Origin of the sequence: Acinetobacter sp. Marseille-Q1618, assembly GCF_902809855.1 — a bacterium.
In the GTDB taxonomy this organism is placed as follows: domain Bacteria; phylum Pseudomonadota; class Gammaproteobacteria; order Pseudomonadales; family Moraxellaceae; genus Acinetobacter.
This window is the reverse complement of sequence record NZ_CADDWJ010000001.1, coordinates 1,444,379-1,467,159: the sequence shown is the minus strand read 5'-3', so window position 1 is coordinate 1,467,159 and position 22,781 is coordinate 1,444,379. Positions and strand designations below refer to the sequence as shown.

The 22,781-nt window shown below is 37.6% G+C and carries 18 protein-coding genes and 2 tRNA genes; 7 read left to right on the top strand and 13 right to left on the bottom strand.

Translation table 11 applies throughout. From position 1 onward, the window contains the following. Positions 1 to 246: 246 nt before the first annotated feature. From HUS24_RS06930 to HUS24_RS06910, 5 genes are all read right to left on the bottom strand, one after another. Positions 247 to 1,095, bottom strand: a complete 849-nt coding sequence (locus HUS24_RS06930; protein ID WP_173911320.1) for a metal-dependent hydrolase — start codon at positions 1,093 to 1,095, stop codon at positions 247 to 249. A 223-nt stretch (positions 1,096 to 1,318) separates the two neighbouring features. After that, positions 1,319 to 1,969 (bottom strand): hypothetical protein, encoded by a 651-nt coding sequence (locus HUS24_RS06925; protein ID WP_173911319.1) that lies wholly within the window; start codon positions 1,967 to 1,969, stop codon positions 1,319 to 1,321. A gap of 22 nt (positions 1,970 to 1,991) precedes the next feature. Then, positions 1,992 to 2,816 (bottom strand): NADPH-dependent 7-cyano-7-deazaguanine reductase QueF, encoded by an 825-nt coding sequence (gene queF / locus HUS24_RS06920; protein ID WP_173911318.1) that lies wholly within the window; start codon positions 2,814 to 2,816, stop codon positions 1,992 to 1,994. Further along, positions 2,816 to 3,589 (bottom strand): ABC transporter permease, encoded by a 774-nt coding sequence (locus HUS24_RS06915; RefSeq protein WP_173911317.1) that lies wholly within the window; start codon positions 3,587 to 3,589, stop codon positions 2,816 to 2,818. Before HUS24_RS06915 ends, queF begins: the two co-directional genes overlap by 1 nt. After that, complete coding sequence (locus tag HUS24_RS06910) at positions 3,586 to 4,521, bottom strand: ABC transporter ATP-binding protein (RefSeq protein ID WP_173911316.1); 936 nt, start codon at positions 4,519 to 4,521, stop codon at positions 3,586 to 3,588. The genes HUS24_RS06915 and HUS24_RS06910 overlap by 4 nt, the downstream gene beginning before the upstream one ends. Before the next feature lie 187 nt (positions 4,522 to 4,708). Here HUS24_RS06910 and HUS24_RS06905 point away from each other — a divergent pair. Further along, positions 4,709 to 4,784 (top strand) — tRNA-Arg (locus tag HUS24_RS06905). Positions 4,785 to 4,901: 117 nt separating this feature from the next. Here HUS24_RS06905 and HUS24_RS06900 read toward each other — a convergent pair. From HUS24_RS06900 to HUS24_RS06885, 4 genes are all read right to left on the bottom strand, one after another. Then, complete coding sequence (locus HUS24_RS06900) at positions 4,902 to 5,123, bottom strand: hypothetical protein (protein ID WP_173911315.1); 222 nt, start codon at positions 5,121 to 5,123, stop codon at positions 4,902 to 4,904. 612 nt (positions 5,124 to 5,735) lie between these two features. Then, the gene (locus HUS24_RS06895; protein ID WP_173911314.1) at positions 5,736 to 6,083 is read right to left on the bottom strand and encodes a hypothetical protein; all 348 of its coding nucleotides are present in this window, start codon (positions 6,081 to 6,083) and stop codon (positions 5,736 to 5,738) included. Positions 6,084 to 6,261: 178 nt separating this feature from the next. Continuing rightward, positions 6,262 to 6,870 (bottom strand): hypothetical protein, encoded by a 609-nt coding sequence (locus HUS24_RS06890; protein WP_173911313.1) that lies wholly within the window; start codon positions 6,868 to 6,870, stop codon positions 6,262 to 6,264. An 83-nt stretch (positions 6,871 to 6,953) separates the two neighbouring features. After that, on the bottom strand, positions 6,954 to 7,655 hold the full coding sequence (locus tag HUS24_RS06885; protein WP_173911312.1) for a PolC-type DNA polymerase III: 702 nt from the start codon (positions 7,653 to 7,655) through the stop codon (positions 6,954 to 6,956). 427 nt (positions 7,656 to 8,082) lie between these two features. Here HUS24_RS06885 and lldP point away from each other — a divergent pair, with 427 nt between their 5' ends. The 4 genes from lldP to dld all read left to right on the top strand — a co-directional run bounded on the left by lldP (position 8,083) and on the right by dld (position 13,627). Next, a complete protein-coding gene (gene lldP, locus HUS24_RS06880; RefSeq protein WP_173911311.1) occupies positions 8,083 to 9,747 on the top strand; it encodes an L-lactate permease in 1,665 nt (554 codons plus the stop codon). A gap of 33 nt (positions 9,748 to 9,780) precedes the next feature. After that, positions 9,781 to 10,524, top strand: coding sequence for a transcriptional regulator LldR (gene lldR, locus HUS24_RS06875; protein ID WP_173911310.1), 744 nt, complete (start codon positions 9,781 to 9,783; stop codon positions 10,522 to 10,524). Positions 10,525 to 10,527: 3 nt separating this feature from the next. Continuing rightward, positions 10,528 to 11,682: an FMN-dependent L-lactate dehydrogenase LldD gene (gene lldD, locus HUS24_RS06870; protein ID WP_173911309.1), complete on the top strand. Its 1,155-nt coding sequence runs from the start codon at positions 10,528 to 10,530 to the stop codon at positions 11,680 to 11,682. Between the two features lie 250 nt (positions 11,683 to 11,932). Continuing rightward, positions 11,933 to 13,627 carry a D-lactate dehydrogenase gene (gene dld, locus HUS24_RS06865; RefSeq protein WP_173911308.1) on the top strand — a complete coding sequence of 565 codons (1,695 nt, stop codon included), beginning with the start codon at positions 11,933 to 11,935 and terminating at the stop codon, positions 13,625 to 13,627. A gap of 116 nt (positions 13,628 to 13,743) precedes the next feature. On the opposite strand, the gene HUS24_RS06860 is transcribed toward dld, so the two are convergent. The 4 genes from HUS24_RS06860 to HUS24_RS06850 form a co-directional block, all read right to left on the bottom strand. Further along, on the bottom strand, positions 13,744 to 14,796 hold the full coding sequence (locus HUS24_RS06860) for a P-loop NTPase fold protein (protein WP_368033789.1): 1,053 nt from the start codon (positions 14,794 to 14,796) through the stop codon (positions 13,744 to 13,746). 50 nt (positions 14,797 to 14,846) lie between these two features. Beyond that, positions 14,847 to 15,272: a hypothetical protein gene (locus tag HUS24_RS17020; RefSeq protein WP_254433811.1), complete on the bottom strand. Its 426-nt coding sequence runs from the start codon at positions 15,270 to 15,272 to the stop codon at positions 14,847 to 14,849. A 182-nt stretch (positions 15,273 to 15,454) separates the two neighbouring features. Next, a tRNA-Ser gene (locus HUS24_RS06855) sits at positions 15,455 to 15,544 on the bottom strand. A 98-nt stretch (positions 15,545 to 15,642) separates the two neighbouring features. Then, the gene (locus HUS24_RS06850) at positions 15,643 to 17,676 is read right to left on the bottom strand and encodes an NADPH-dependent 2,4-dienoyl-CoA reductase (protein WP_173911307.1); all 2,034 of its coding nucleotides are present in this window, start codon (positions 17,674 to 17,676) and stop codon (positions 15,643 to 15,645) included. A 517-nt stretch (positions 17,677 to 18,193) separates the two neighbouring features. Here HUS24_RS06850 and HUS24_RS06845 point away from each other — a divergent pair. Both HUS24_RS06845 and HUS24_RS06840 read left to right on the top strand, forming a co-directional pair. Next, on the top strand, positions 18,194 to 19,369 hold the full coding sequence (locus HUS24_RS06845; RefSeq protein ID WP_173911306.1) for an acyl-CoA dehydrogenase family protein: 1,176 nt from the start codon (positions 18,194 to 18,196) through the stop codon (positions 19,367 to 19,369). Between the two features lie 335 nt (positions 19,370 to 19,704). After that, the gene (locus HUS24_RS06840) at positions 19,705 to 22,725 is read left to right on the top strand and encodes a peroxisomal multifunctional enzyme type 2 (RefSeq protein ID WP_173911305.1); all 3,021 of its coding nucleotides are present in this window, start codon (positions 19,705 to 19,707) and stop codon (positions 22,723 to 22,725) included. Positions 22,726 to 22,781: the final 56 nt, after the last annotated feature.

The following is a 22,781-nucleotide window of genomic DNA, read 5'->3' as shown; positions in this document are numbered from 1 at the left end:
CAAAATTTAAGCAAGGGTTTGTAGTCATCAGATGAAATTACATTTATAGCGTTAGTGTAGAGTGAAAGTAGGGTGGGGAAGGTAGTTATAGTCGTTTTTTAATAATAGCCAGTGTTGACTTCTTATGCGAGCATAGAAGTCAACTAGATAAAAATGAGAGATTAGCCGATCAGGAACATGAATTTTCAATTAAAATATCGATATTTCAAAAAGTATTTTGTTGAATCAGTTGTAGAAAATGAAGTATCAATTCGGATTAAGTAACTGACGTCCCATATCAAGTAAATCTTGCTGATCAAGTTGTTTCGGATGAAAATCTTCATCATAAAATGCGATATATTCTGGAAATAAACGCACCATCATTAAGCCTAAACCATACAAAGCTTTAATATTTTTAAGTAATTGTTTAGGTTGATATAAACTTATTTTACGATCTTGCCAGAGTAAATCGGCAGTCATCAGTGTTGTGCTGCTTATAAAGCCTACAGTGATGGTGCGCATGCTTCTACGACGTTGTGCTAAATTATTAAAAATCTTTTGATACACATCAAAAGCGACATGTTTATGTTCAATTTCTTCTACAGCATGCCAAAGCCAAAGTTGTTTCATGTTTGCAGATAAACCTTTAAACATAAATTCAGGATACTTCAACATATAACCTGCCATAAGTGCTGTAAAGTGCTCTAAAGCAACTGTCGCGGCAAGTTGACGACGTTGGGTCAAGGTTCTTAAACGCAACATTTCTTTTTCAAAAGCAGCATCATATTTTTTTAGATTGTACTGTGCTGACTGAACAGCATGGTTAAATTGTTCATGTGCTTGCGCATGATGTGCTTCTTGCCCGATAAAACCTGCAATATCTGCTTGAAGCTGCGGATCTTTAATTTGTTCTCGGACATTGCGCACTGTTTCCACAAAGAAACGTTCACCTTGAGGAAATGTAACGGATAAAGAAGTAAGGAAATGCGAGATCAACGTAGCATCTGTATAGTGACGCTGTACCGATGCTGCATTAAATCGGGTTTTACGGATATGGATAGCAGATTGTAGGCGTTGTTGAAAATTTTTGGATTGATTAGAGAGATTTTTTAACATTTGTTCACCTATATCATTCTAATTTTTTGAGCTGTAAATGTGTTTACATCCATCCTATTATTTTTAATATGCCATGATTGTGATGTAAAACATTGGCTATAGTGAATATTTTTTGATTTATTGAGTGAACCTAAAAATTTAGAGCATAAAAAATGCCCTTAGATAAAAGAGCATTTTGAACAATAATTTATCTTAAAACAACTTAGCTTAGCAAGCATCGAACTTACTTGAAGAATAAAGTATCGTGATATTCAGCAACAGCTTTGAGTTCGTCACGGCTTAAATTTGGAATAAGCTTGTTAATCGCAATATGTACTGCTTTGGTGACTGCGGCAGCACCAATATCAGATGCTTTACGCTTAATCATGCCTAAGTCTAAGGTTTTATTAAACTCAATCATAAAGTGACGAATGGTTGCATCAGCAAACTGTTTATAGAGTTCTGCCAATGCTTCTTTATCGATTTTATTGCCTGCTTTAATTTCCGCAAAATAATGCTTTAAGTTGGTCACAAGACTTGCATCAAGTGCTGTGCCTACTCGGCTAGTACCTGTTGGGTCTTTAAACAAACTACGCTCTGAAAACTCAACAGACTGACGCACGACATTATTGTCTGCTTTACTTAAAAGTTGCTTCAAGAGCACAGAAACAGTCGATTTTACATAACCTGCTAATTTCTCAGCTGTATCTCGCTTATCACTTGCAGGGAAGTGTTGAACAAGTTTTACCAACAACGCATCTATAATCTCATCATTGATTAATAGCGCAGTTTGATCACGTAAAGGGTACAGTGGTTCATTAGAATTTTTTTTCTCAATACCTGTCTGAATGTTTTTTAAAAGTTCATCAGTAGGTACAAAACCAAAAAAGGACATGTTAAAACCTCAATGTTTTATTTTATTGTCTCGCCAATCGAATCGGGCTTGGCATCCATGATTCATCCGATACACGACAAGGGTTAATATCTAAACCACCACGACGTGTATATGTTGCATAAACCATCAGTTTTTCAGGTTGTAAATTTTGCCAAAGATCGGCAAAGATTTGCTCCACGCATTGTTCATGGAAACCATTATGCTGACGGTAGGAGATAATATAAGCTAAAATACTGCGATAACAAGGCTTTTTACCTTGATAGCGAATAAAAACAGTGCCCCAATCAGGTTGACCAGTGACAGGGCAATTACTTCTTAAAAGGTGTGAATACAATTGAATTTCAACACTTTTATCAGAATTTTCATGTTCAGGATCAAAAGCTAATAACGATGCATCAGGATGATTGACTAAACAGTCAGGTTGTTGATCATCAATGCAAATCCCTTGTGGCTTGGCAATCTCTAACTCATCAACTTGAAATAAGCTTAAACTGACAGGCGCTTGTGCTGCATCAGATAAATCTTTTTCTACGGTATCAATAAATGCTTGTTTCGATGCAAATTGAGTAAAGTTCAGACTATTAAAATATAACTTTAAAGATTTTGATTCGATTAAAAACTCAGAAGATGCAGGCAATGTCATACGACCAATTGCAACTTGTGGAATGCCGTGATCATTTAACCAAGAAATTTCAAAAATATGCCACCAATCTTTGCCTTGATAGATTCCCTCTACATGTTTGTAGTTTTCACGTGCTTGAACACGTGAAATCGGGAATAAAATATCAGGCTGATAATGGGTTGGATAATTGGTTTCTTTACCCAAAAGAGATTGTTCAACAGTCATTATTCACGCATTCCTGAACCACGAGAAAGTAAATAGTAAGCGACACCGTACAGTACAACACAGAATAATGTCACAATGATTAATGATAAAGATACATTGACATCACTATGACCTAAGATGCCGTAACGGAACGCATTTACCATATAGACAATCGGGTTAACTAAAGAGAGATTTTGCCAAAATGGGCTTAAAGCACTAATCGAGTAGAATACACCACCTAAATAGGTCAGTGGTGTTAAAACAAAGGTCGGAATAATCGAAATATCATCAAAAGATTTAGCATAAACCGCATTAATAAATCCTCCCAAAGAAAACAGGAGTGAGGTAATAATCACGGTATAAATCGTGACAAAAATATTATGAATCGCTAAGTCAGTGAAAAATAGACTCATGATGGTCACGATAGTACCGACCAAAATACCTCGGCAAACACCACCAATCACATAACCTAACAGTACCAAATGTAGAGGAACTGGACTCATAATCAATTCTTCAATGCTTTTTTGAAATTTCGCACTGAAAAAACTAGAAGATACGTTGGCATAACTATTAGTAATGACTGCCATCATCACCAGACCAGGCACGATGAATTGCATATAGCTAAAACCGCCCATTTGCCCGATACGAGAGCCGACTAAATTCCCGAAAATGACAAAGTACAGACTCATGGTAATCGCTGGCGGTAGCAGGGTTTGCGGCCAAATTCGCATAAAACGACGGATTTCTTTATGAACGAGCGTAAATAGCGCAATTTTGAGTTCATTAAAATTCATTGCGCAGCTCCTTCAAGATTTTTTTCCACCATTTTCACAAAAAGTTCTTCTAAACGGTTGGATTTGTTACGCATACTGCGTACTCGAATACCTTGTGATTGTAAAAGTTGGAATAAATCATTCAGAGAATGCGCTTTATCCATAGTAACTTCTAAAGTCACAGGATCAATCAAGTTAAATTTCACCCCAATAATTTCAATATTGATAGGTTCAATGGCATGTTCTAAGTCAAAAATAAAAGATTCTTCATTGAGCTGATTCAAAAATGCCTTCATCGAGGTATCTTCTTTGATAACCCCACGGTCAATGATGGCAATTTGACGGCACAACATTTCTGCTTCTTCTAAGTAATGCGTTGTTAAAATAATGGCTGTGCCTTTATTGTTCATTTCTGTGAGAAAGTCCCACATTGAACGGCGTAACTCAATATCTACCCCCGCAGTAGGTTCATCTAAAATTAGTAACTTAGGCTCATGCATCATGGCACGTGCAATCATTAAACGGCGTTTCATACCACCCGAAAGCATACGCGCTTGTACAGCACGTTTATCCCAAAGTCCTAATTTTTCTAAATATTCCTCAGCTCGTTGTTGTGCCAATTTTTTAGGAATACCGTAATAACCTGCTTGCGTAACCAAAATATCAAAGGTTTTTTCAAAATGCCCAAAGTTAAATTCTTGTGGAACGACACCTAGACATTGTTTGGCTTTTGAGGGATGCGTATCTAAATCATGCCCAAAAATTTCAACCGTACCTGAAGTTTTACGTGTAAGAGAGCTGATGATACTGATCGTGGTTGATTTTCCTGCACCATTTGGTCCTAAAAGTGCATAAAACTCACCTTCAGGCACAGTTAAATTAATTCCTTTGAGTGCTTGAAAGCCGTTTCGATAAGTTTTAGATAAATCTCTTAACGTCAATGCATCAGTCATGAAACTCTCACATGGATTGGGGAGGGTATATTGTGAGCGAACTTGTCAAATAAACCAAGTGTATTACATGGAATTGTGCGTTGCGGATATGGAACGTTGTATAAAGCTTAGACAGCAAAGTAGGAGAATGATAGATATATGCTTTACCTACGTTATTTTTTTGTTATGATGTGCGCACTTCTATTAAGCGCCCATAGCTTAACTGGATAGAGTACAGGTTTCCGAAGCCTGTGGAGTGGGTTCGAGTCCCGCTGGGCGTACCATTTTAATATTTTCTTATTTTAATTTGTATCAAAAGCACTAATACCATCTTGTGTATGATGTTATTGAATAAATGAACTCGCGCATGGCGAGTTTATTTATAGACCAAATTTTTATATTTATTCTTTTAAAATATCTTGAATATCAGTTCCACGTGAGCTGACCACTTTGTAACATTGATGATAAAGCTTTAGCCAATAGTCACGTTTTTTCTGTTCAGGTGTAAATTCACCATGATTAGATTCAACCATACCTATTTTTTCCATTAAATCAAAAGCAACTCTATTAAAGGAACTGCTTTTTATTTCTAAAGTTTTGTTGATTTCTGTTTTATCTATCATTATTTTTCTCCACTTAATTTATGAAAATCATAACATTGTTACAGATACTTTATTCAATCTAAAATTTGGGTCGAGTGAGATTGTACTTAGTGATCACTTTGAAGGAACACGATTTAGATTAGAGTTAAATCATAAACAACCACACCCATTGAAAAAATATTTCAATCGCAAAGATTGTTGCATGATGTGTTATTAGCGAATTTATTTTACGGTAGTTATTACGGTATATAAAAATATAAGTTTTTTTAAATGATAAGAGCTTTTAAATTAAATAGACCTTTTTAACGTTACTTTATCGTTGTTATTTTTAGATTAAGCCATAATTTTAAACTGGCATTATTTTAAGACTGAAATACTAAATCTTCAATTGGATTTTGATATCGCCTTTGTGCTGAAATGTTAAGCAGTCTTGCGTATTTTAACCTGTAGATTTATATTAAAACTACAGTAGATCATATAGATGCTACGAAGAAGTTGGACAGATCAATGACGGCTTATTGAGTTTGCAACTTTTAAGTTCAGATAAGAAATAAGCACTAGCTTTCCAACATAAAAAGCTCGCAGAAATGCGAGCTTTTTTCATTCTAGTAAATACATTTATAAATTAAAATCTTATACATAACTCAGCTCAACGTCATAACGTGCAAACTCACTGATCAATTGCTGAATAAACTTTTGTGCTAAGGTTGTATCCAAGTCCGCTTCAAGCATTTGCTGAGTACTACTATCAAAATATTCTAATTTTAGTATTTGCCACTCATGTTTATGCTCAGTGCGTTGAATATATAAGCTACGTAATTGCAAATCATTGGATATTTGACGTGGAATGACATTAGTAATTGCTAGACGAATTGGCGTGTTTTCTGTGGAATCAAGAAAAGTAATGACCCAGTTGCCCACTTTACTCAGTTGTGTTGGATCGTCATAGGCTGAAAAGCGAAAAAAATGTGTAGAATTCATAGCAATTATCCCTCTCTACCAAGCTTATAAAAGCACATGGCTGAATTGTAGATAAGGCTTAAGTGGCGAGTTCAACAAATATATTCATACTAAAAACATATTTAATAAGTAAGATTCTGTTTTATAAGTGAATATTATTTATCTACTAGAGCTATAAACTCTGAATTTAGACGTAATATCAATAACTATTCTGTTCAAAGTGCTGCATAGAATAATTGATCATTTGTAAATTTTTATTTAATTCAATTGGTGAAATACGCGTTTCTTGCAAAGCTGTTAGCCATTGCATTTGACATAGCTTCAACGCTTGAGAATGTTCAGCATTTTCGATTTTTTGAATTAACATCTTTGCCATCAGACCACAGTTCTGACGCAATAATTGAATCATTAAGTTTTTGGTTTCATTGAAATTTAATTTTTGTAAAATAATTTCATTGTCGCGTGCAAGATCAACTTGTGGGGCAGGAGCTATGTCTGATTGATTGTGAAGAGATGTATGCTCTGCGACTTTTTTAACAATAATTTTTTCAACTTTTTCTTGTGTAAACTGAGCGTGGGAAACCTCAGTGACTTTTTGTGGTTTTGTTTGAAGATTTTTGATCAAACCTAAGCTTTCTAAGTGCCGCAACATTTCTGGTGTGGCAATATTTTTCTGTAATTGTGTAGTAAGTTTATGGAAGTCAGGTGTTCCAATCAAAAGTAACAAACGTCTTAGTTTTGGGCTCAAATCAAATGAGCGTTGTTGTAAAGCCTGCGTCCCAAGTTCAGTTTTTATATAATGATTCATTTGCGCTATCCCCCCAAAAAGCAAAATTAGGATAGAGCATCAAAATGACATTTTGGTGTCATTTTGATGACAAATAGCATTATTTATAAGGTAATAATCGCGCTATTTTCTAATGCTTTTCTTAGATATGGGTCTAGATCATCTTGCTTTAATAACCACTTTACATAGTCAGCAGGCAGCTCTGAAATCGCTGTGCCACGATGTTTGCCAAAATTAATACTACGTGGAATACGTGCGTCTTCAGAAGCTACAAAAAGTTCTTCAATACTTTGAATATTTAACTGGTGAATGATATGTATCAAAATATTAGCAGTTAAAATAATATCAGCATCCGCACGATGCGCACCTTTGAGCATGTTTCGGGCTTTTTCACTGCCTTTGCTGATTTGATAAATCAGTGCAGAAATATTATGTGCTTCGGCATTTGGCCAAACTAAGCGTGCCAATGCAAGTGTACAAATGGCTTTGATGTTTGTTGTATCTACACCACATTTTTGGATGGCTTGAATGTCATAATCAATGTTATGACCAATAATATAGGTGGTTTCAGCAGGCAAACTAAATGTTGAAAAATCAGGTTGCCCAACCAAATCAGACTCTAGAATATGATGAACTGCCATAGAGGCATAGGAAATTTTTTCATCACCGATACTATAAAGTTGATCAAAAATTTGTTCACGTTCTAGGCTTAATTTACCCTGTTCGATTTGGATAGGCGCATACGCAATCTCAATGGGTAAACCATTTAAAGTATGGGTTTCTGTATCGAGAATAATGGCTTGCATAACCTCTTCCAAATGTTAAAAAAAGAATATGTCTACTTTAACACTTGGCTTTTCTTTGTGACAAATATAATTCATCACACTTTAAAAGATTTAAAAATTATGTGGAAATAACTTTTCAAGATTAAATTAAGACCAAAGTCTAATAAATGTTTGACTTAGACTTTTCAATACAAGAAAAATCAACTATTTAAAAAATTTATATAAAAATTTTGCTTAGTAAAAATGACAGTAAATACTCAAAAATAAACTTAAATTGGTATGACCAATATGTCTGGTTTTAAATTAATTATTGCTAATTTATATCCTGAAATTTAATATTGTTGCGCTTAGAGATAAATTTTTTAATTTCTTGTATTATTGGTATGACCAATTTAAGAATTGGCTGATATGAGAAAGTGATCCCTGAAAGCATTTCAAGGAGAGGACAATGCTTCAACAATGGCAACAGATTTATGATCCAATGGGCAATATCTGGATTTCCAGTTTAATTGCCCTAATTCCAATTATATTTTTCTTCCTTGCTCTCGCTGTATTTCGTATGAAGGGCAGTGTTGCAGGGACAATAACGGTTGTACTGGCACTTTTGGTGTCTTTATTTGCCTATCAAATGCCAAGCATGATGGCATTTGCTTCGATGGCATATGGTTTCCTGTATGGTTTATGGCCGATTGCTTGGATCATTATCGGTGCGGTATTTCTCTATAAAATCTCAGTAAAAACAGGGCAATTCGATATTATTCGTTCTTCGATTTTGTCAATTACTGAAGACCAACGTTTACAAATGCTTTTGGTCGGTTTTGCATTTGGTACTTTCCTTGAAGGTGCAGCAGGTTTTGGTGCGCCTGTCGCAATTACTGCGGCACTTTTGGTGGGGCTAGGTTTTAAACCTTTATATGCTGCTGGTTTGTGTTTGATTGTAAATACAGCACCTGTAGCCTTTGGGGCAATGGGGATTCCAATCATTGTTGCAGGGCAGGTTTCTGGTGTAGACACCATGGAAATCAGTCAGATGGTGGGTCGTCAGCTACCATTTATGGTGATCATCGTTTTATTTTGGATCATGGCGATCATGGATGGTTGGCGTGGTATGAAAGAAACATGGCCAGCGGTTTTAGTAGGTGGTGGTTCTTTTGCATTGGCACAATACTTAACGTCTAACTTTGTAGGGCCTGAACTGCCTGATATTACTGCTGCAATTGCATCATTGGTGTCGCTCACCATTTTATTAAAATATTGGCAGCCTAAACACATTTTCCGTTTTGCAGATCAAGACAGTAGTATCGATGAAAACTTAGCTGCACAAAGACAGCAAAAATATACGATTGGTCAAATTGCCAAAGCATGGTTACCTTTTGCGATCTTAACGGTCATGGTAACGATTTGGAGTGTTAAACCCTTTAAAGCTTTATTTGCAAAAGATGGAGCATTGGCAGATTGGGTGATTTCGATCAAAGTGCCATATTTGCATGAATTGGTTCAGAAAATGCCACCTGTGGTTGCAGAGGTAAAAGATTATGAAGCGATTTATAAATTTGACTGGTTATCTGCAACGGGAACAGCGATTTTTATCGCAGCAATTATTACCATTATTTATTTGAAAATGAAACCAAAGCAAGCAGTTGCGACTTTTGTTGAAACTGTCAATGAGCTGAAAATTCCAATTTATTCGATTGGTATGGTGTTGGCTTTCGCTTTTATTGCCAACTATTCAGGTATGTCAGCAACGCTTGCATTGGCACTTGCTCATACAGGTCAGGCATTTACATTCTTCTCCCCATTTTTAGGATGGATTGGTGTGTTTTTAACAGGTTCAGATACCTCTGCAAATGCATTATTTTCAGCGTTACAAGCAACTACTGCACAGCAAATAGGTGTGCCAGAAGTATTGCTTGTTGCTGCCAATACCAGTGGTGGGGTAACAGGAAAAATGATTTCTCCTCAGTCGATTGCAATCGCATGTGCGGCAGTCGGCTTGGTTGGTAAAGAATCAGATTTGTTCCGTTTTACGGTCAAACACAGTATTACCTTTACCGTGATGATTGGTATTATCATCACTCTACAAGCTTATGTGTTCCCATGGATGATTCCATAGCACATGCACTGATGTGATAACAGAGGATAGCAGATGAAAATCTCCGACAAAGTAGTACAAAGCCTGCGAATCTTGATTGAAGAAAATCACATGCAAGTTGGAGATCGTTTACCTGCTGAACGAAAGTTGTGTGAACAACTCGGAGTTTCCCGCTCTTCTTTGAGAGAGGCCATTTCACAACTGAGCAGTACGGGCATGCTGGTCAGCAAAGTTGGAGCGGGAACGTTTTTGCAACAATTACCTAGTAATTGGTCAACATATCAAATTGTTGAGCCTTTAAGTAATCTGATTGATGAAGACCCTGCCTACCGTTTTGATGTGCAAGAAGCACGAATGATTCTTGAAGGTGGAACTGCATGGTATGCAGCACAACGCGCAACGGCGGAGGATTTGGAGAATATTCGTCAATGCTTTGATCAGATTAGTCATTTCCAATCTTTGGGTGATGATGATCAAGCTGCCATTGCTGATGCAAAATTTCATCTGGCGATTGCTGAAGCCTCACATAATTTGGTGTTGATTCAAATGATGCGTGGGCTGTTTGATTTGTTGCAATACAACGTGGTTTTGGGACGGCGTAAAGTGTATACCGAAGCCAAACGTTATGATCAATTGTATGAACAACACTTTCAAGTGATGGATGCAATTGAGCGAAAAGACCCTGATGCTGCACGAAAAGCAGTCTGTGGACATATAGAATTTGTAGTTCAGCAAGTGCGAATGATTGATGAAGAAGAAGCTCGTCGACATCGTGCAAGCCGATTAAATAGGATCTAGAGCATGATTATTTCTTCTGCAAATGACTATCGTGAAGCTGCACGACGTCGTTTACCACCATTTTTATTTCATTATATTGATGGAGGAGCGTATGCAGAATATACACTTAAGCGAAATGTAGAGGATTTATCAAAAATTGCGTTAAGGCAGCGTGTTTTAAATGACATGTCACAGTTGAGCCTTGAAACTAAACTATTTGATGAAAATTTATCAATGCCAGTGGCATTGTCACCTGTCGGTTTAACAGGCATGTATGCACGTCGTGGTGAAGTTCAAGCCGCAGTTGCAGCCGACAAAAAAGGCATTCCATTTACCTTATCGACTGTTTCAGTTTGTCCAATCGAAGAAGTTGTACCTGCGATTAATCGCCCAATGTGGTTTCAATTATATGTGCTACGTGACCGTGGTTTTATGAAAAATGCTTTGGAACGTGCTAAGGCAGCAGGGTGTTCAACTTTGGTTTTCACGGTAGATATGCCTGTTCCTGGTGCACGTTATCGTGATGCGCACTCGGGTATGAGTGGTCCAAATGCAGCGATGCGTCGTTATATGCAGTCATGTTTCCATCCACATTGGGCGTGGAATGTTGGTTTATTAGGTCGTCCACATGATTTGGGCAATATTTCAAAATATCTCGGTAAACCGACAGGCTTAGAGGATTATATTGGCTGGTTGGGCAATAACTTTGATCCATCCATTTCATGGAAAGACCTTGAATGGATTCGTGAGTTTTGGGATGGTCCAATGGTTATCAAAGGTATTCTTGATCCTGAAGATGCCAAAGATGCAGTACGTTTTGGTGCAGATGGTATTGTGGTATCCAATCACGGTGGTCGTCAGTTGGATGGGGTGTTATCTTCAGCACGTGCTTTGCCACCAATTGCGGATGCAGTCAAAGGTGATATCAAAATCTTAGCCGATTCAGGTATTCGTAATGGTTTGGATGTGGTACGGATGCTGGCTTTAGGTGCGGATACTTGTATGCTAGGTCGTGCCTTTGTTTATGCCTTGGGTGCGGCAGGTGGTGCAGGTGTTTCCAATTTACTTGATTTGATTGATAAAGAAATGCGTGTAGCAATGACTTTAACGGGTGCTAAAACCATTGCGGATATTACTGAAGATTGTTTGGTGAAGTTAGACAAAGAGTTGGCTGATTAAACACGGCATTTAAAAAGTATTGAAGTCCCTTCTCCCTCAGGGAGAAGGTTAGGATGAGGGGAGGGGTTTATTCCTTCATAATTGAAAAGCACCTCTCCCTGACCCTCACTTGCGCTGAATTTTAAAGTAGTACTTTAAAACACGCTCAGGAGAGGGGGTTAAAAAGCACTTCATCTTTGTATATATAGTAGTACTGTTCATCTCCTGAAAGGAGAGAGAGCATATTTATAAAAATGGAAGATATACGACCATGCAAACCCAATCAGCTTCAAACACCATTCAAAACCTCATCAACATTGTCGGAAAACAACACGTTTTAACGAGTGATAATGATACACGACTCTACCGCCAAGGTCGTCGTTATGGCTCAGGACAAGTTTTGGCTGTGGTGGTGCCGGGAACTTTACTGGAACAATGGCAAGTCTTGAAAATAGCTATTGAAGCTGATTGTATTGTGATTATGCAAGCTGCCAACACAGGGCTAACAGGTGGTTCAACGCCTTTCGGTGATGATTACGATCGTCCAGTGATTTTGATGAGTACTCGCCGTTTGCTTGGCATTCAGGTGATCAATGATGCTAAACAAGTAATTTGTTTGCCGGGTGCAACCCTCGACAAACTCGAAAAAGATTTAGCACCATTTAACCGTGAACCGCATTCAGTGATTGGTTCATCGTGTATTGGTGCATCGGTTTTGGGTGGTGTGTGTAATAATTCAGGCGGTGCTTTGGTGCGTCGTGGACCAGCTTATACAGAGCTCGCACTTTATGCACGAGTAAATGATGCAGGCACATTAGAATTGGTGAATCATCTCGGTGTTCATTTGGGTGATACACCTGAAGAAATTTTGAATAATCTTGAAAATAAAAACTATCAAAGTAATGACATTATTTATAACTCAAACTGCTGTGCATCTGATCAGCGTTATTCACATGATGTAAAACAAGTGGATGAAAATACCCCAGCACGTTTTAATGCTGACCCAAGCCGCTTGTTTGAAGCATCTGGTTCAGCAGGTAAGGTATGTGTCTTTGCCGTACGTTTAGATACGTTTGAAAAAATACCGAGTCAGGTGTTTTATGTGGGGACAAATTCACAGGATGATTTGACTGAAATTCGTCGTTTTTTGCTGAAAGATTTGCCACGTTTACCGATTGCGGGCGAGTACATTCACCGTGTTGCTTATGATATTGGTGCAGAATATGGCAAAGATACTTTTATGTTTATCGAAAAGTTCGGTACGGCAAAAGTACCTGCTGCCTTTGCCATGAAAGATAAAGTCGATGGGTATTTGGAAAAAATCGGATTAAGAAATTTATCAGATAAGTTTTTGCAACTCGTGACCAAATTTATGCCAAATCATTTGCCAAAACGCATGAATGAGTTTCGTGATTTATATGAACATCATTTGGTGATTCGCATTGAAAATCAGGATGTAGATCAGGTTGCAAACTTTCTAAAAGGTTATTTTTCGGATAAAAATTCAGGCAATTATTTTCATTGTACAGAAGAAGAAGGGCGTAAGGCATTTTTACATCGTTTTGCTGTGGCAGGTGCTGCGATTCGTTATCGTGATACACATCGTTCGGAAGTGGAAGATATTGTCGCTTTAGATATTGCATTACGTCGTAATGACCGTGAATGGGTGGAAACTCTGCCAAAAGAGATGGATGAGCAAATCATTCATAAACTCTATTATGGACATTTTTTGTGTCATGTGTTTCATCAAGATTATATTGTTAAAAAAGGGGTAGACCCTTTGGCAATGGAACATGCAATGTGGCATTTACTGGATGCGCGTGGGGCAGAATATCCTGCTGAGCATAATGTTGGGCATTTATATGTTGCCAAGCCTGCTTTGAAAAATCATTATCAAAAGCTAGATCCAACCAATAGTTTTAATGTTGGGATCGGTCAAACCAGTAAGTTAAGATATTGGAAATAAAATAAAGTTAATGAAAAAGTAAGGGACTCGAAAGTCCCTTATGGATATAAATTAGAATTTAACTGTAGAAGCAATAGCTATATTCAACAACAATTAGTTGAGGAAACTAGGCATAATCAATTCCTAAAAAATAAAGGATGAATTCTAAACTCTTTATTATAATCAGTTATATCAAGCTCTGGTTTTTTGTGGTTAGAAAAAATTGTTAAAGTTTCAGATTTTTTTCTACCAATTACACCACAAATAAACCATACATTTAATAAGTCATTTAAATCACCATTTATACATTTTTTAATAATTTCATCTTCTAAATCATCTGCTTGTAATAATATTTCACATATACTTTCTTTCTTTTCCACTAAATGTTGCAAATTTATATTTGGCTGTAAAAATACAGAAAGTGCATCTAAAAATTGTCTTAAATTGGGATACAAGCTATACCATTCAGAACATAAAGCAACTTTTCTTTCTGCATAAAACGACTCTTCGGCTTCCAACACAAAGTCTTCATTTAAATTTGCCGAGTCACCAGACACATTTCTTAAGAATGTATTTACAAATTCAATTGCATCTCTAGGACGCATCATAGTACGTTCTAAAATATAATCAGTTGCAGGTATCCCTGAAATATTGAAATCAAATAAATTACCAAATTTGACACCTTCACTCGTGTAAGCCCTTTTTACTAAAAATTCAACACGTTTATCTAATAAATTCAAGATTTCTTCTTTTTTCCATTCCACAAAGGCAATCAATGAGCTGTCCTTTTCTTCTTGCCTTAATTTTTTATTGTATACTCCTTTTAAGATGTCAGTACGAATTGAAATCAGAACTTTTACATTTTTAATATCAATTAGTTCTCTAAATGCATCCAATAAAGCATTGATAAAATCGTAGCGAATAATATTTTCATTTAACCAAGATCTATCTAAGTCATCGATGCTAATAATGAATTTTCTTTTTTTATCTCTGTAATTTTCAATCAAAATTTTTATAATTTGTTTTTGTCTTGCCAATAGTTCAGAACTGACATATTTACTAGTCTGCGACTGAATTTTTTCCGTAAATTCCTTATTTTCTTTAACCCCAGCATTTGCCTTCAAACTTGCAATATCATTACCAACTGTAGATTGTAATTCAGACTGCATTTTTTTAGTTATTTCTGAAATAATATTGTCATTAAAAAAATTAGCTTCGAATGCATCAATATACTCCCTTGCTAACTTGTGTTTATCTGAAAAAAACCTTTCAATGTAGCTAGTAAATCATCTTTAGGATACAACAACTCTATAATTTTAATTAACAACACATGTAACCAAAGTGATTTATAAAAAACTCTAATATCAATACCGTTTGCAATTAATTCATTTATAAAAACATTATTTTTTATATGCTCAAAAATCATGGATTCGGCTTCAACAGAGCTTGATTTCATATTGGTAAGAGCATTGATTTTTTTTAATAGAGCTGTTTTACCTGAACCTGTTCGCCCTACAATAACTCTTTTCATAAATGAAAACTCATCTTCATCAAAGCATGTCAAATCATTAAAAACTTGTGTTTCGAGAAAATAATCGTCTAAAAAGATATCTCGTTCAGCATCAATTGTGCCTATACCACCCTTAATAACAAAATGATTAGCCATCACTTACTCTCAAAATGCTTCTGTATTTAATTACTTAGAGCCCAATCATAAAGTACCTATAGGTTTATTTCCACTCAATTTATATCAATTAAAAAAGCATATTTTACTTATTATGTGCTTACGCTAACCAATGCACAGAAACAACAAAGCCCTGACAATGTCAGGGCTAAGTCGTTGATATCTGGCGGAAGCGGTGAGATTCGAACTCACGGAGGACTCGCGCCCTCGTCGGTTTTCAAGACCGGTGCATTAAACCGCTCTGCCACGCTTCCATGTGCGCCATAATACGAAGCTTTTGCAATTATGACAAGTAAAAAATACAACCAAAGCAATCAAGTGTGTATTGTTTCGTCAAAATAAGTGTTTTACTTTAAAGTTTCGCTGCTAACTCAGCACCTTCACGAATCGCACGTTTTGCATCAAGTTCTGCAGCCAGTTTTGCACCACCAATAATATGATAATTGGCTAAGGTTTTTTCACCATCTAAAGGCATCAAGTCTTTCACAGATTCTTGTCCAGCACAGACCACAATAGTATCTACACGCAACAATTGATCATGCCCATGATTTTCAATCCATAAACCTTCATTGCTTACAGTTTTGTATTGCACGCCACGTAACATTTTCACCGCATGTTTTTTTAATTGCGCTCGGTGAACCCAACCCGATGTTTTTCCTAAACCAATGCCCAACGGTGTTGATTTACGTTGCATCAAATAAATTTCACGAATAGGTTGTTCAACCTGTGGGGGAACAAAACCACCTTCGGTCATATAATTTGGATGAGGATCTACGCCCCATTCACGTTGCCAATCAGCAAGTGGTTGAGGCTGCGGTTGATGTTCAGGTTTTAATAAATATTCAGAAACATCAAAACCGATACCGCCTGCACCGATGACCGCAACACGATGTCCGACTGGTGCACCACGTAATACCTCTGCATAAGATAATACTTGTGGCGCATCACTTCCTTCAATCTTTAAGGCACGAGGGATGACACCTGTTGCCACAACCACTTCATCAAAGCCTTCACGCTCTAATTGTTCACGATTTACTTTGGTATTTAAACGTAACTCTACGCCTGTTTTTTCGATCTGAACTTTAAAATAACGAATCGTTTCGTGAAACTCCTCTTTACCAGGCACAACTTTAGCTAAGTTAAATTGTCCACCAACTTCATGCGATGCTTCAAATAACGTAACCTGATGTCCACGACTTGCTGCAACGGTCGCTGCGGACATACCTGCAACGCCGCCACCCACGACCGCAATTTTTTTCGGTTTTTTTGTTTTTAAATAAACCAGTTCTGTTTCATAGGCAGCACGAGGATTCACCAAACAAGTCGCGCGTTTATTTTGAAATGAGTGGTCTAAACAAGCTTGGTTACAAGCAATACAGGTATTGATTTCATCAACACGGTTGGTTGCCGTTTTATTGACCCAAAAAGCATCTGCTAATAATGGACGTGCCATTTGCACCATGTCTGCTTTTCCTGCTGCCAAAATTTGTTCAGCGGTATCAGGCATATTGATTCGGTTCGATGCAATTACAGGTACAGAAACGTGTTTTTTTACTTCTGCAGTATAGTCAACAAAAGCAGCACGTGGCACAGAGGTAACGATGGTTGGGATACGCGCTTCATGCCAGCCAATTCCGGTATTTAACAGGGTCACGCCAGCTTTTTCTAAAGCCTGTGCAATGGTGATGACTTCATCCATGGTGTTGCCATCGTGCACCAAGTCAAGCATAGACAAACGAAAGCAAATAATAAATTTTTCACCAATTTTCTCACGAATGGCTTTGACGATTTCTATAGCAAAACGCATACGATTTTCGACTGGACCACCCCAACGGTCTGTACGTTGATTGACATGACGACTCAAAAATTGATTCAGTAAATAACCTTCTGAGCCCATAATTTCTACGCCATCATAACCTGCTTTTTTCGCAAGACTGGCAGTATCAGCATAATCTTGAATGGTTTGTAAAATAAGTCTGTCACTCATTTCACGGGGTTTAAACATGGAAATCGGGGATTTGATCGGACTTGCTGAAACGACAAAAGGTTGATAACCATAGCGTCCTGAGTGCAAAATTTGCATAAGAATTTTTGCACCATGCTTATGCACTGCATGTGTCACCAAACGATGTGGCGCAATATCACCCAAAGTATTCATCGTTCCACCTGCTGGTAATAACCAACCTTGGCGGTTAGGTGAAATTCCCCCTGTGATAATTAAGCCTACGCCACCTTTGGCACGTTCGCCAAAATATGCCGCAAGTTTTGGATAATTATAAAAACGATCTTCCAAACCTGTATGCATAGACCCCATCACCACACGATTTTTGATGGTGGTATATCCCAAATGAAGTGGTTTTAGAATATTTGCATAGCGAGCTGTCATGATGAATCCTTTTTAAATTTGGCTTTGCAACTTGTTGCATACTAATTTATATATTTAAAATATTTTTTGTGATGGCTAAGCGTATTATTTTATGCGTAAATACAGCCAATATTGAATGATTTTCATAGCACAACAATATTTTAAATTGACTAAAAATACAATTTATCTGTGTAGCAAAATAAGAATTTGAGTTAAAAAATTATTTTTAATTTTAAGTCACAGCGTATTTCCACATATAAAACGATTTAGCTTTTATTCAGCTTAGATATACGTGAAGGATGATTGTTAACAAAGAAATAGAGCAAACTATTCTAAATGAGTATTTTAAATTCAATGTCTTATATTTTTTATTAGGTGTTACTTGGCAAAAAGCACCATTTTTATTTGCTTCACAACCTTTATTACAATTGACGAAAAAATATCCACACTCTAAAAATAGAAGCCGAAGTTATATCGATATCTGATTCATTGATAACTTCTATATCCAGAAAAATAAAACCAAGCAAAGGTACAAATCATGTCTACTTTAAATATTCCAAAACCGATTCCATCCATGCTGCCACGTACTTTATTTAATGAGGAACATGAACAATTTCGCCAAACAGCTCGCCGTTTTTTTGAAACAGAAATTGCTCCATATCGTGAAAAATGGGAAGAACAGCAACATATTGATCGTCAACTTTGGAATAAAGCAGGTGAATTAGGCTTATTGTGCTGCACTATGCCTGAAGAATACGGGGGTTCAGGTGTAGATCGTTTGTATTCAATGATTTTGATGGAGGAGCAAGCACGCGTTGGCGATTCATCTTCAGGATTTTCTTTACATTCAGATATTGTTGCCAATTACCTGAATAATTTTGGTAATGAACAACAAAAAATAACATGGTTACCCAAAATGGCAACTGGTGAAGCAGTGGGTGCGATTGCGATGACTGAGCCAGGCACAGGTTCAGACTTACAAGCAATTCGTACCACAGCGGTTGAAGAGGGTGATGACTATATTGTGAATGGTTCAAAGATTTTCATTACCAATGGTTATTTATGTGATATCGCTGTGGTTGCTGTAAAAACTGGCAAAAGTGAAAATGCCGCACAAAATGTTTCATTGCTGATCATTGAAGCTGATCGTGCGGGTTTTACTAAAGGAAAACCCCTGAAAAAAGTAGGTATGCACGGACAAGATACTTGTGAACTATTTTTTGACAATGTGCGTGTGCCAAAAAGCAATTTGCTCGGTATGGAAGGCATGGGTTTTATTATGCTGATGAAAGAGTTAGCTTGGGAACGCATGATGATCGGCATTATCTGTGCGGCTGGTGCTGAAAGCGCTTTAGCATGTACGGTGGAATATACCAAACAACGTAAAGCTTTTGGTAAATCCGTTGCAAGCTTCCAAAATACACGTTTTAAATTGGCTGAAATGCGTGCCGAAGTGCAGATCGCACGTACTTTTGTAGATCAATGCATGCAGCAAGTATTAAAAAACGAACTCTCCATCGAAGCAGCATGTACAGCAAAATATTGGGTGTCGGACTTAGCGTGTAAAGTCGTGGATGAATGTGTGCAATTGCATGGTGGTTATGGCTATATGTTGGAATATCCAATTGCTCGTGCATATTTAGATATGCGCCCAAATCGTATTTATGGCGGTACCAATGAAATCATGAAAGAGTTGATTTCACGTACGATTTGATAGTGGAGCTTATATTCATTAACTAGTCCGTTAATGAATATAGATAAAAGGCTTGTACAACCTTGCCTTGCAGTAAGAATTTAAATTGATTTGCGTAGGTGATGCCTCACTTTTGACGGATGAGGAATATTTTCCGCAAGGTGACAAAAAATCCTTTGTTGGGTCAGGGGTACATCCTGAACCCCGACCCAACGGCGACATCCATGTCGCCCTGCGATAGCACCACTTCGTTAAATCTAATGAAAGAGAATGCCTAGTTTTACTTTGAGCTAATTTCAGGATTAGTACTGTTTAAAACTCGAATAAAACACAAGATTTAGAGATAAGGATTAAAAATGTCAGAATTAAGATTTGATGGGCGTGTTGCCATTGTCACAGGTGCAGGTGGTGGCTTAGGTCGTCAACATGCGCTTACTTTAGCTGCACGTGGCTGCAAAGTTGTGGTCAATGATTTAGGTGGCGGGGCGCATGGCTCAGGGCAGTCATCCTCAGCAGCGGATAAAGTTGTAGAAGAAATTCGTGCTGCAGGCGGTGAGGCTGTTGCCAATTATGACTCAGTGGAAAATGGCGAAGCAATTGTACAAACCGCTTTAGATCATTTTGGTACTGTTGATATTGTCATTAACAATGCAGGGATTTTACGCGATGTTAGTTTTGCCAAAATGACGGAGCAAGACTGGGATCTGATCATGCGTGTGCATTTAAACGGTTCAAAAAGTGTTTCACATGCTGCTTGGCCGATCATGCGTGAAAAGGGCTACGGTCGTATTATTATGACGACTTCTGCGGCAGGGATTTATGGCAACTTTGGTCAAGCCAACTATTGTGCGGCAAAACTCGGCATTTTGGGTTTAGCCAACTGTTTGGCAGAAGAAGGGCGCAGTAAAAACATTTTTGTAAATACCATTGCGCCTTTAGCGGCTTCTCGTTTGACTGAAACGGTGATGCCACCTGATTTATTGGCTTTGCTAAAACCCGAAGCAGTGAGTCCTTTAGTGGCGTGGCTGGCACATGAAGATTGTCAGGAAAATAAAGGCTTATTTGAAATTGGAGCAGGCTTTATTGCGAAATTACGTTGGGAGCGTAGTGAAGGTTATATTTTCCCAAATACACGTCAGTTCAATATTGATGATGTGGCAAGAAACTGGGAAAAAATAACGGACTTCACAGCGTCGACCCATCCAACTTCAACTACTGAATCATTTACACCAATTTTAGATGGTATCAATCATCCGAACTTGGGTGGAAATGAATTTATTGATCTAGATGTTGCTTCCAAAGCTAAGCTTGAAATTGAATCCTCTTATGATGAACGTGATTTGTCGCTTTATGCACTGGGTATTGGTGCAGCGCAAAACCCATTAGACAGTTCAGAGTTGGCTTATGTATATGAATTAGGCAGTGAATTCCAAGCTTTTCCGACCTATGGTGTGATGCCACAAATGAATGCCATGCTAGAAATGGCAAAACAGGGTGTTACATTGCCGGGTATGAATTATGGTTTTGATCGGGTCTTACATGGTGAGCAATACACTGAAATTAAACGACCTTTACCACCACATGCCAAGTTGCAGCATACTTTCACCTTAAAAAGTGCTTATGACAAAGACCCTAATGCGGTTGTTACTTTTGCGATTTCATCCAAAGATGAAAGTGGTGAAGAGCTAATTTACAATGAAATGACTGCATTTGTTCGTGGCGCAGGAGGTTGGGGCGGTGAGCGTGGTGATTCAGTAGAAATTAATGTTGCACCTAATCGTGAACCTGATGCAGTGGTTGAAGAAAAAACTGATGTTAATCAAACACTTTTATATCGTTTGTCAGGTGATTGGAATCCATTACATGCAGACCCAGCCTTTGCCAAAGCTTTTGGTTTTGATCGTCCCATTTTACATGGCTTATGTACTTTTGGTTTTAGTGGACGTCATGTGATCAAAGCATTTAGCAATAATGATGGGCGTTATTTCAAGAGTATCAAGGTGCGCTTTGCGAAGAGTGTTTATCCGGGTGACACTTTAGTGACCAAAATGTGGAAAGAGTCTGACACCAAGATCATTTTCGAAACATGGGTAAAAGAACGCAATGAAATAGTCATTAAAAATGCTGCTATTGAGTTGTATACGGAAATTCCAACTGCAAAAGCCAAACCAACAGCAGCACCAGATAGCACTCAGGCTGCGGTTCAAACATCCAATGAACCAGATCGTTTGATTGCTAAAGATGTCTTTAAAGTTATCGCAGAATATGTGGCACAACATCCTGAGTTAGTGGATAAAACCAAGACTTCATTCTTATTTAAATTAAAAAATCCGGACTCTGTTTGGGCGCTTGATTTAAAAAATGCTGCGGGTTTATGTACACAAGGCGAGATTGCCAATCCCGACGTCACTTTGGAAATGGATGAAGAACATCTTGAAACTGTGGTGACCAGTTCACTTGCAGATGTGCAGAAATTATTCTTTGGTGGTCAACTGAAAATTGCGGGCAATGTGATGGCTTCTAATAAGTTGATTGTCTTGCAAGAAATTGATTCTAAGTTATTTAATGAAGCAAAAAATCAGCGTTTAGCCAATGCAACTGGCGATTCATCAGCTACAACGACAACAGAATCAGCCTCTACAGTAAATACGGAAATTACCCTTGCCGATGTATTTACAGCAGTCAATCAACATCTTCAAAGCAAAGCTGATCTGGTCGATAAAACCAAAACCTCATTTCAATTTAAATTGAAAAACCCTGAGTCATTATGGTTTATTGATTTGAAAAATGGGGCAGGCAGCGCAGGCGCAGGTGAGATTGCCAACCCTGATGTTACGCTTGAAATGAATGAAGAGCATGTGTCTACCGTGTTTAATGGCACATTGGCTGATGTGCAAAAGCTGTTCTTTGGTGGTCAATTAAAAATTGCGGGCAATGTCATGGCATCCAATAAATTGATCGTATTACAGGACATGGATAAAAAGCTCATTGATCAAGCACGTGATGCACGTGTTGCATTGGGTGATACCACCCCGACAACATCGGCAACGATGACAACAACCAAAGTTGCAAAAGCACCTGAGATTTTCACTGCGCTCAGAAATCGTTTACAAGGCGAAACCAATGCAAGTCATTCGTATCAGTTCAATATCACAGAACCAGATGCGTCGTGGACTGTGAGTTTAGCTAATGGCACTGTTGAGCAAGCCAATGACCCAAATGCAGATGTAAGCTTAACTTTATCTGATCAGCATTTGGCAGCGTTGGTGGCGAATCAGCGTGATATTCGTGATTTATATCAACATGGTGAGCTTAAAGTCGATGGAGATATTCGTTTGCTTCATCACATGCAGTTTTTACAAGGCTTGCTCAATTAATAAATAATTTTAACAAGATATAAAAATATAGCGTCTTTTGAATCCATTCATATTTT

Coding starts and splice junctions, on each gene's coding strand:
- HUS24_RS06895 (WP_173911314.1), bottom strand. CDS start 6,083: ATGAATTCTACACATTTTTTTCGCTTTTCAGCCTATGACGATCCAACA.
- HUS24_RS06915 (WP_173911317.1), bottom strand. CDS start 3,589: ATGAATTTTAATGAACTCAAAATTGCGCTATTTACGCTCGTTCATAAA.
- dld (WP_173911308.1), top strand. CDS start 11,933: ATGCAAACCCAATCAGCTTCAAACACCATTCAAAACCTCATCAACATT.
- HUS24_RS06925 (WP_173911319.1), bottom strand. CDS start 1,969: ATGTCCTTTTTTGGTTTTGTACCTACTGATGAACTTTTAAAAAACATT.
- HUS24_RS06890 (WP_173911313.1), bottom strand. CDS start 6,870: ATGAATCATTATATAAAAACTGAACTTGGGACGCAGGCTTTACAACAA.
- HUS24_RS06850 (WP_173911307.1), bottom strand. CDS start 17,676: ATGACAGCTCGCTATGCAAATATTCTAAAACCACTTCATTTGGGATAT.
- lldR (WP_173911310.1), top strand. CDS start 9,781: ATGAAAATCTCCGACAAAGTAGTACAAAGCCTGCGAATCTTGATTGAA.
- lldD (WP_173911309.1), top strand. CDS start 10,528: ATGATTATTTCTTCTGCAAATGACTATCGTGAAGCTGCACGACGTCGT.
- HUS24_RS06885 (WP_173911312.1), bottom strand. CDS start 7,655: ATGCAAGCCATTATTCTCGATACAGAAACCCATACTTTAAATGGTTTA.
- HUS24_RS06840 (WP_173911305.1), top strand. CDS start 19,705: ATGTCAGAATTAAGATTTGATGGGCGTGTTGCCATTGTCACAGGTGCA.
- HUS24_RS06900 (WP_173911315.1), bottom strand. CDS start 5,123: ATGATAGATAAAACAGAAATCAACAAAACTTTAGAAATAAAAAGCAGT.
- HUS24_RS06930 (WP_173911320.1), bottom strand. CDS start 1,095: ATGTTAAAAAATCTCTCTAATCAATCCAAAAATTTTCAACAACGCCTA.
- queF (WP_173911318.1), bottom strand. CDS start 2,816: ATGACTGTTGAACAATCTCTTTTGGGTAAAGAAACCAATTATCCAACC.
- HUS24_RS17020 (WP_254433811.1), bottom strand. CDS start 15,272: ATGGCTAATCATTTTGTTATTAAGGGTGGTATAGGCACAATTGATGCT.
- HUS24_RS06910 (WP_173911316.1), bottom strand. CDS start 4,521: ATGACTGATGCATTGACGTTAAGAGATTTATCTAAAACTTATCGAAAC.
- lldP (WP_173911311.1), top strand. CDS start 8,083: ATGCTTCAACAATGGCAACAGATTTATGATCCAATGGGCAATATCTGG.
- HUS24_RS06845 (WP_173911306.1), top strand. CDS start 18,194: ATGTCTACTTTAAATATTCCAAAACCGATTCCATCCATGCTGCCACGT.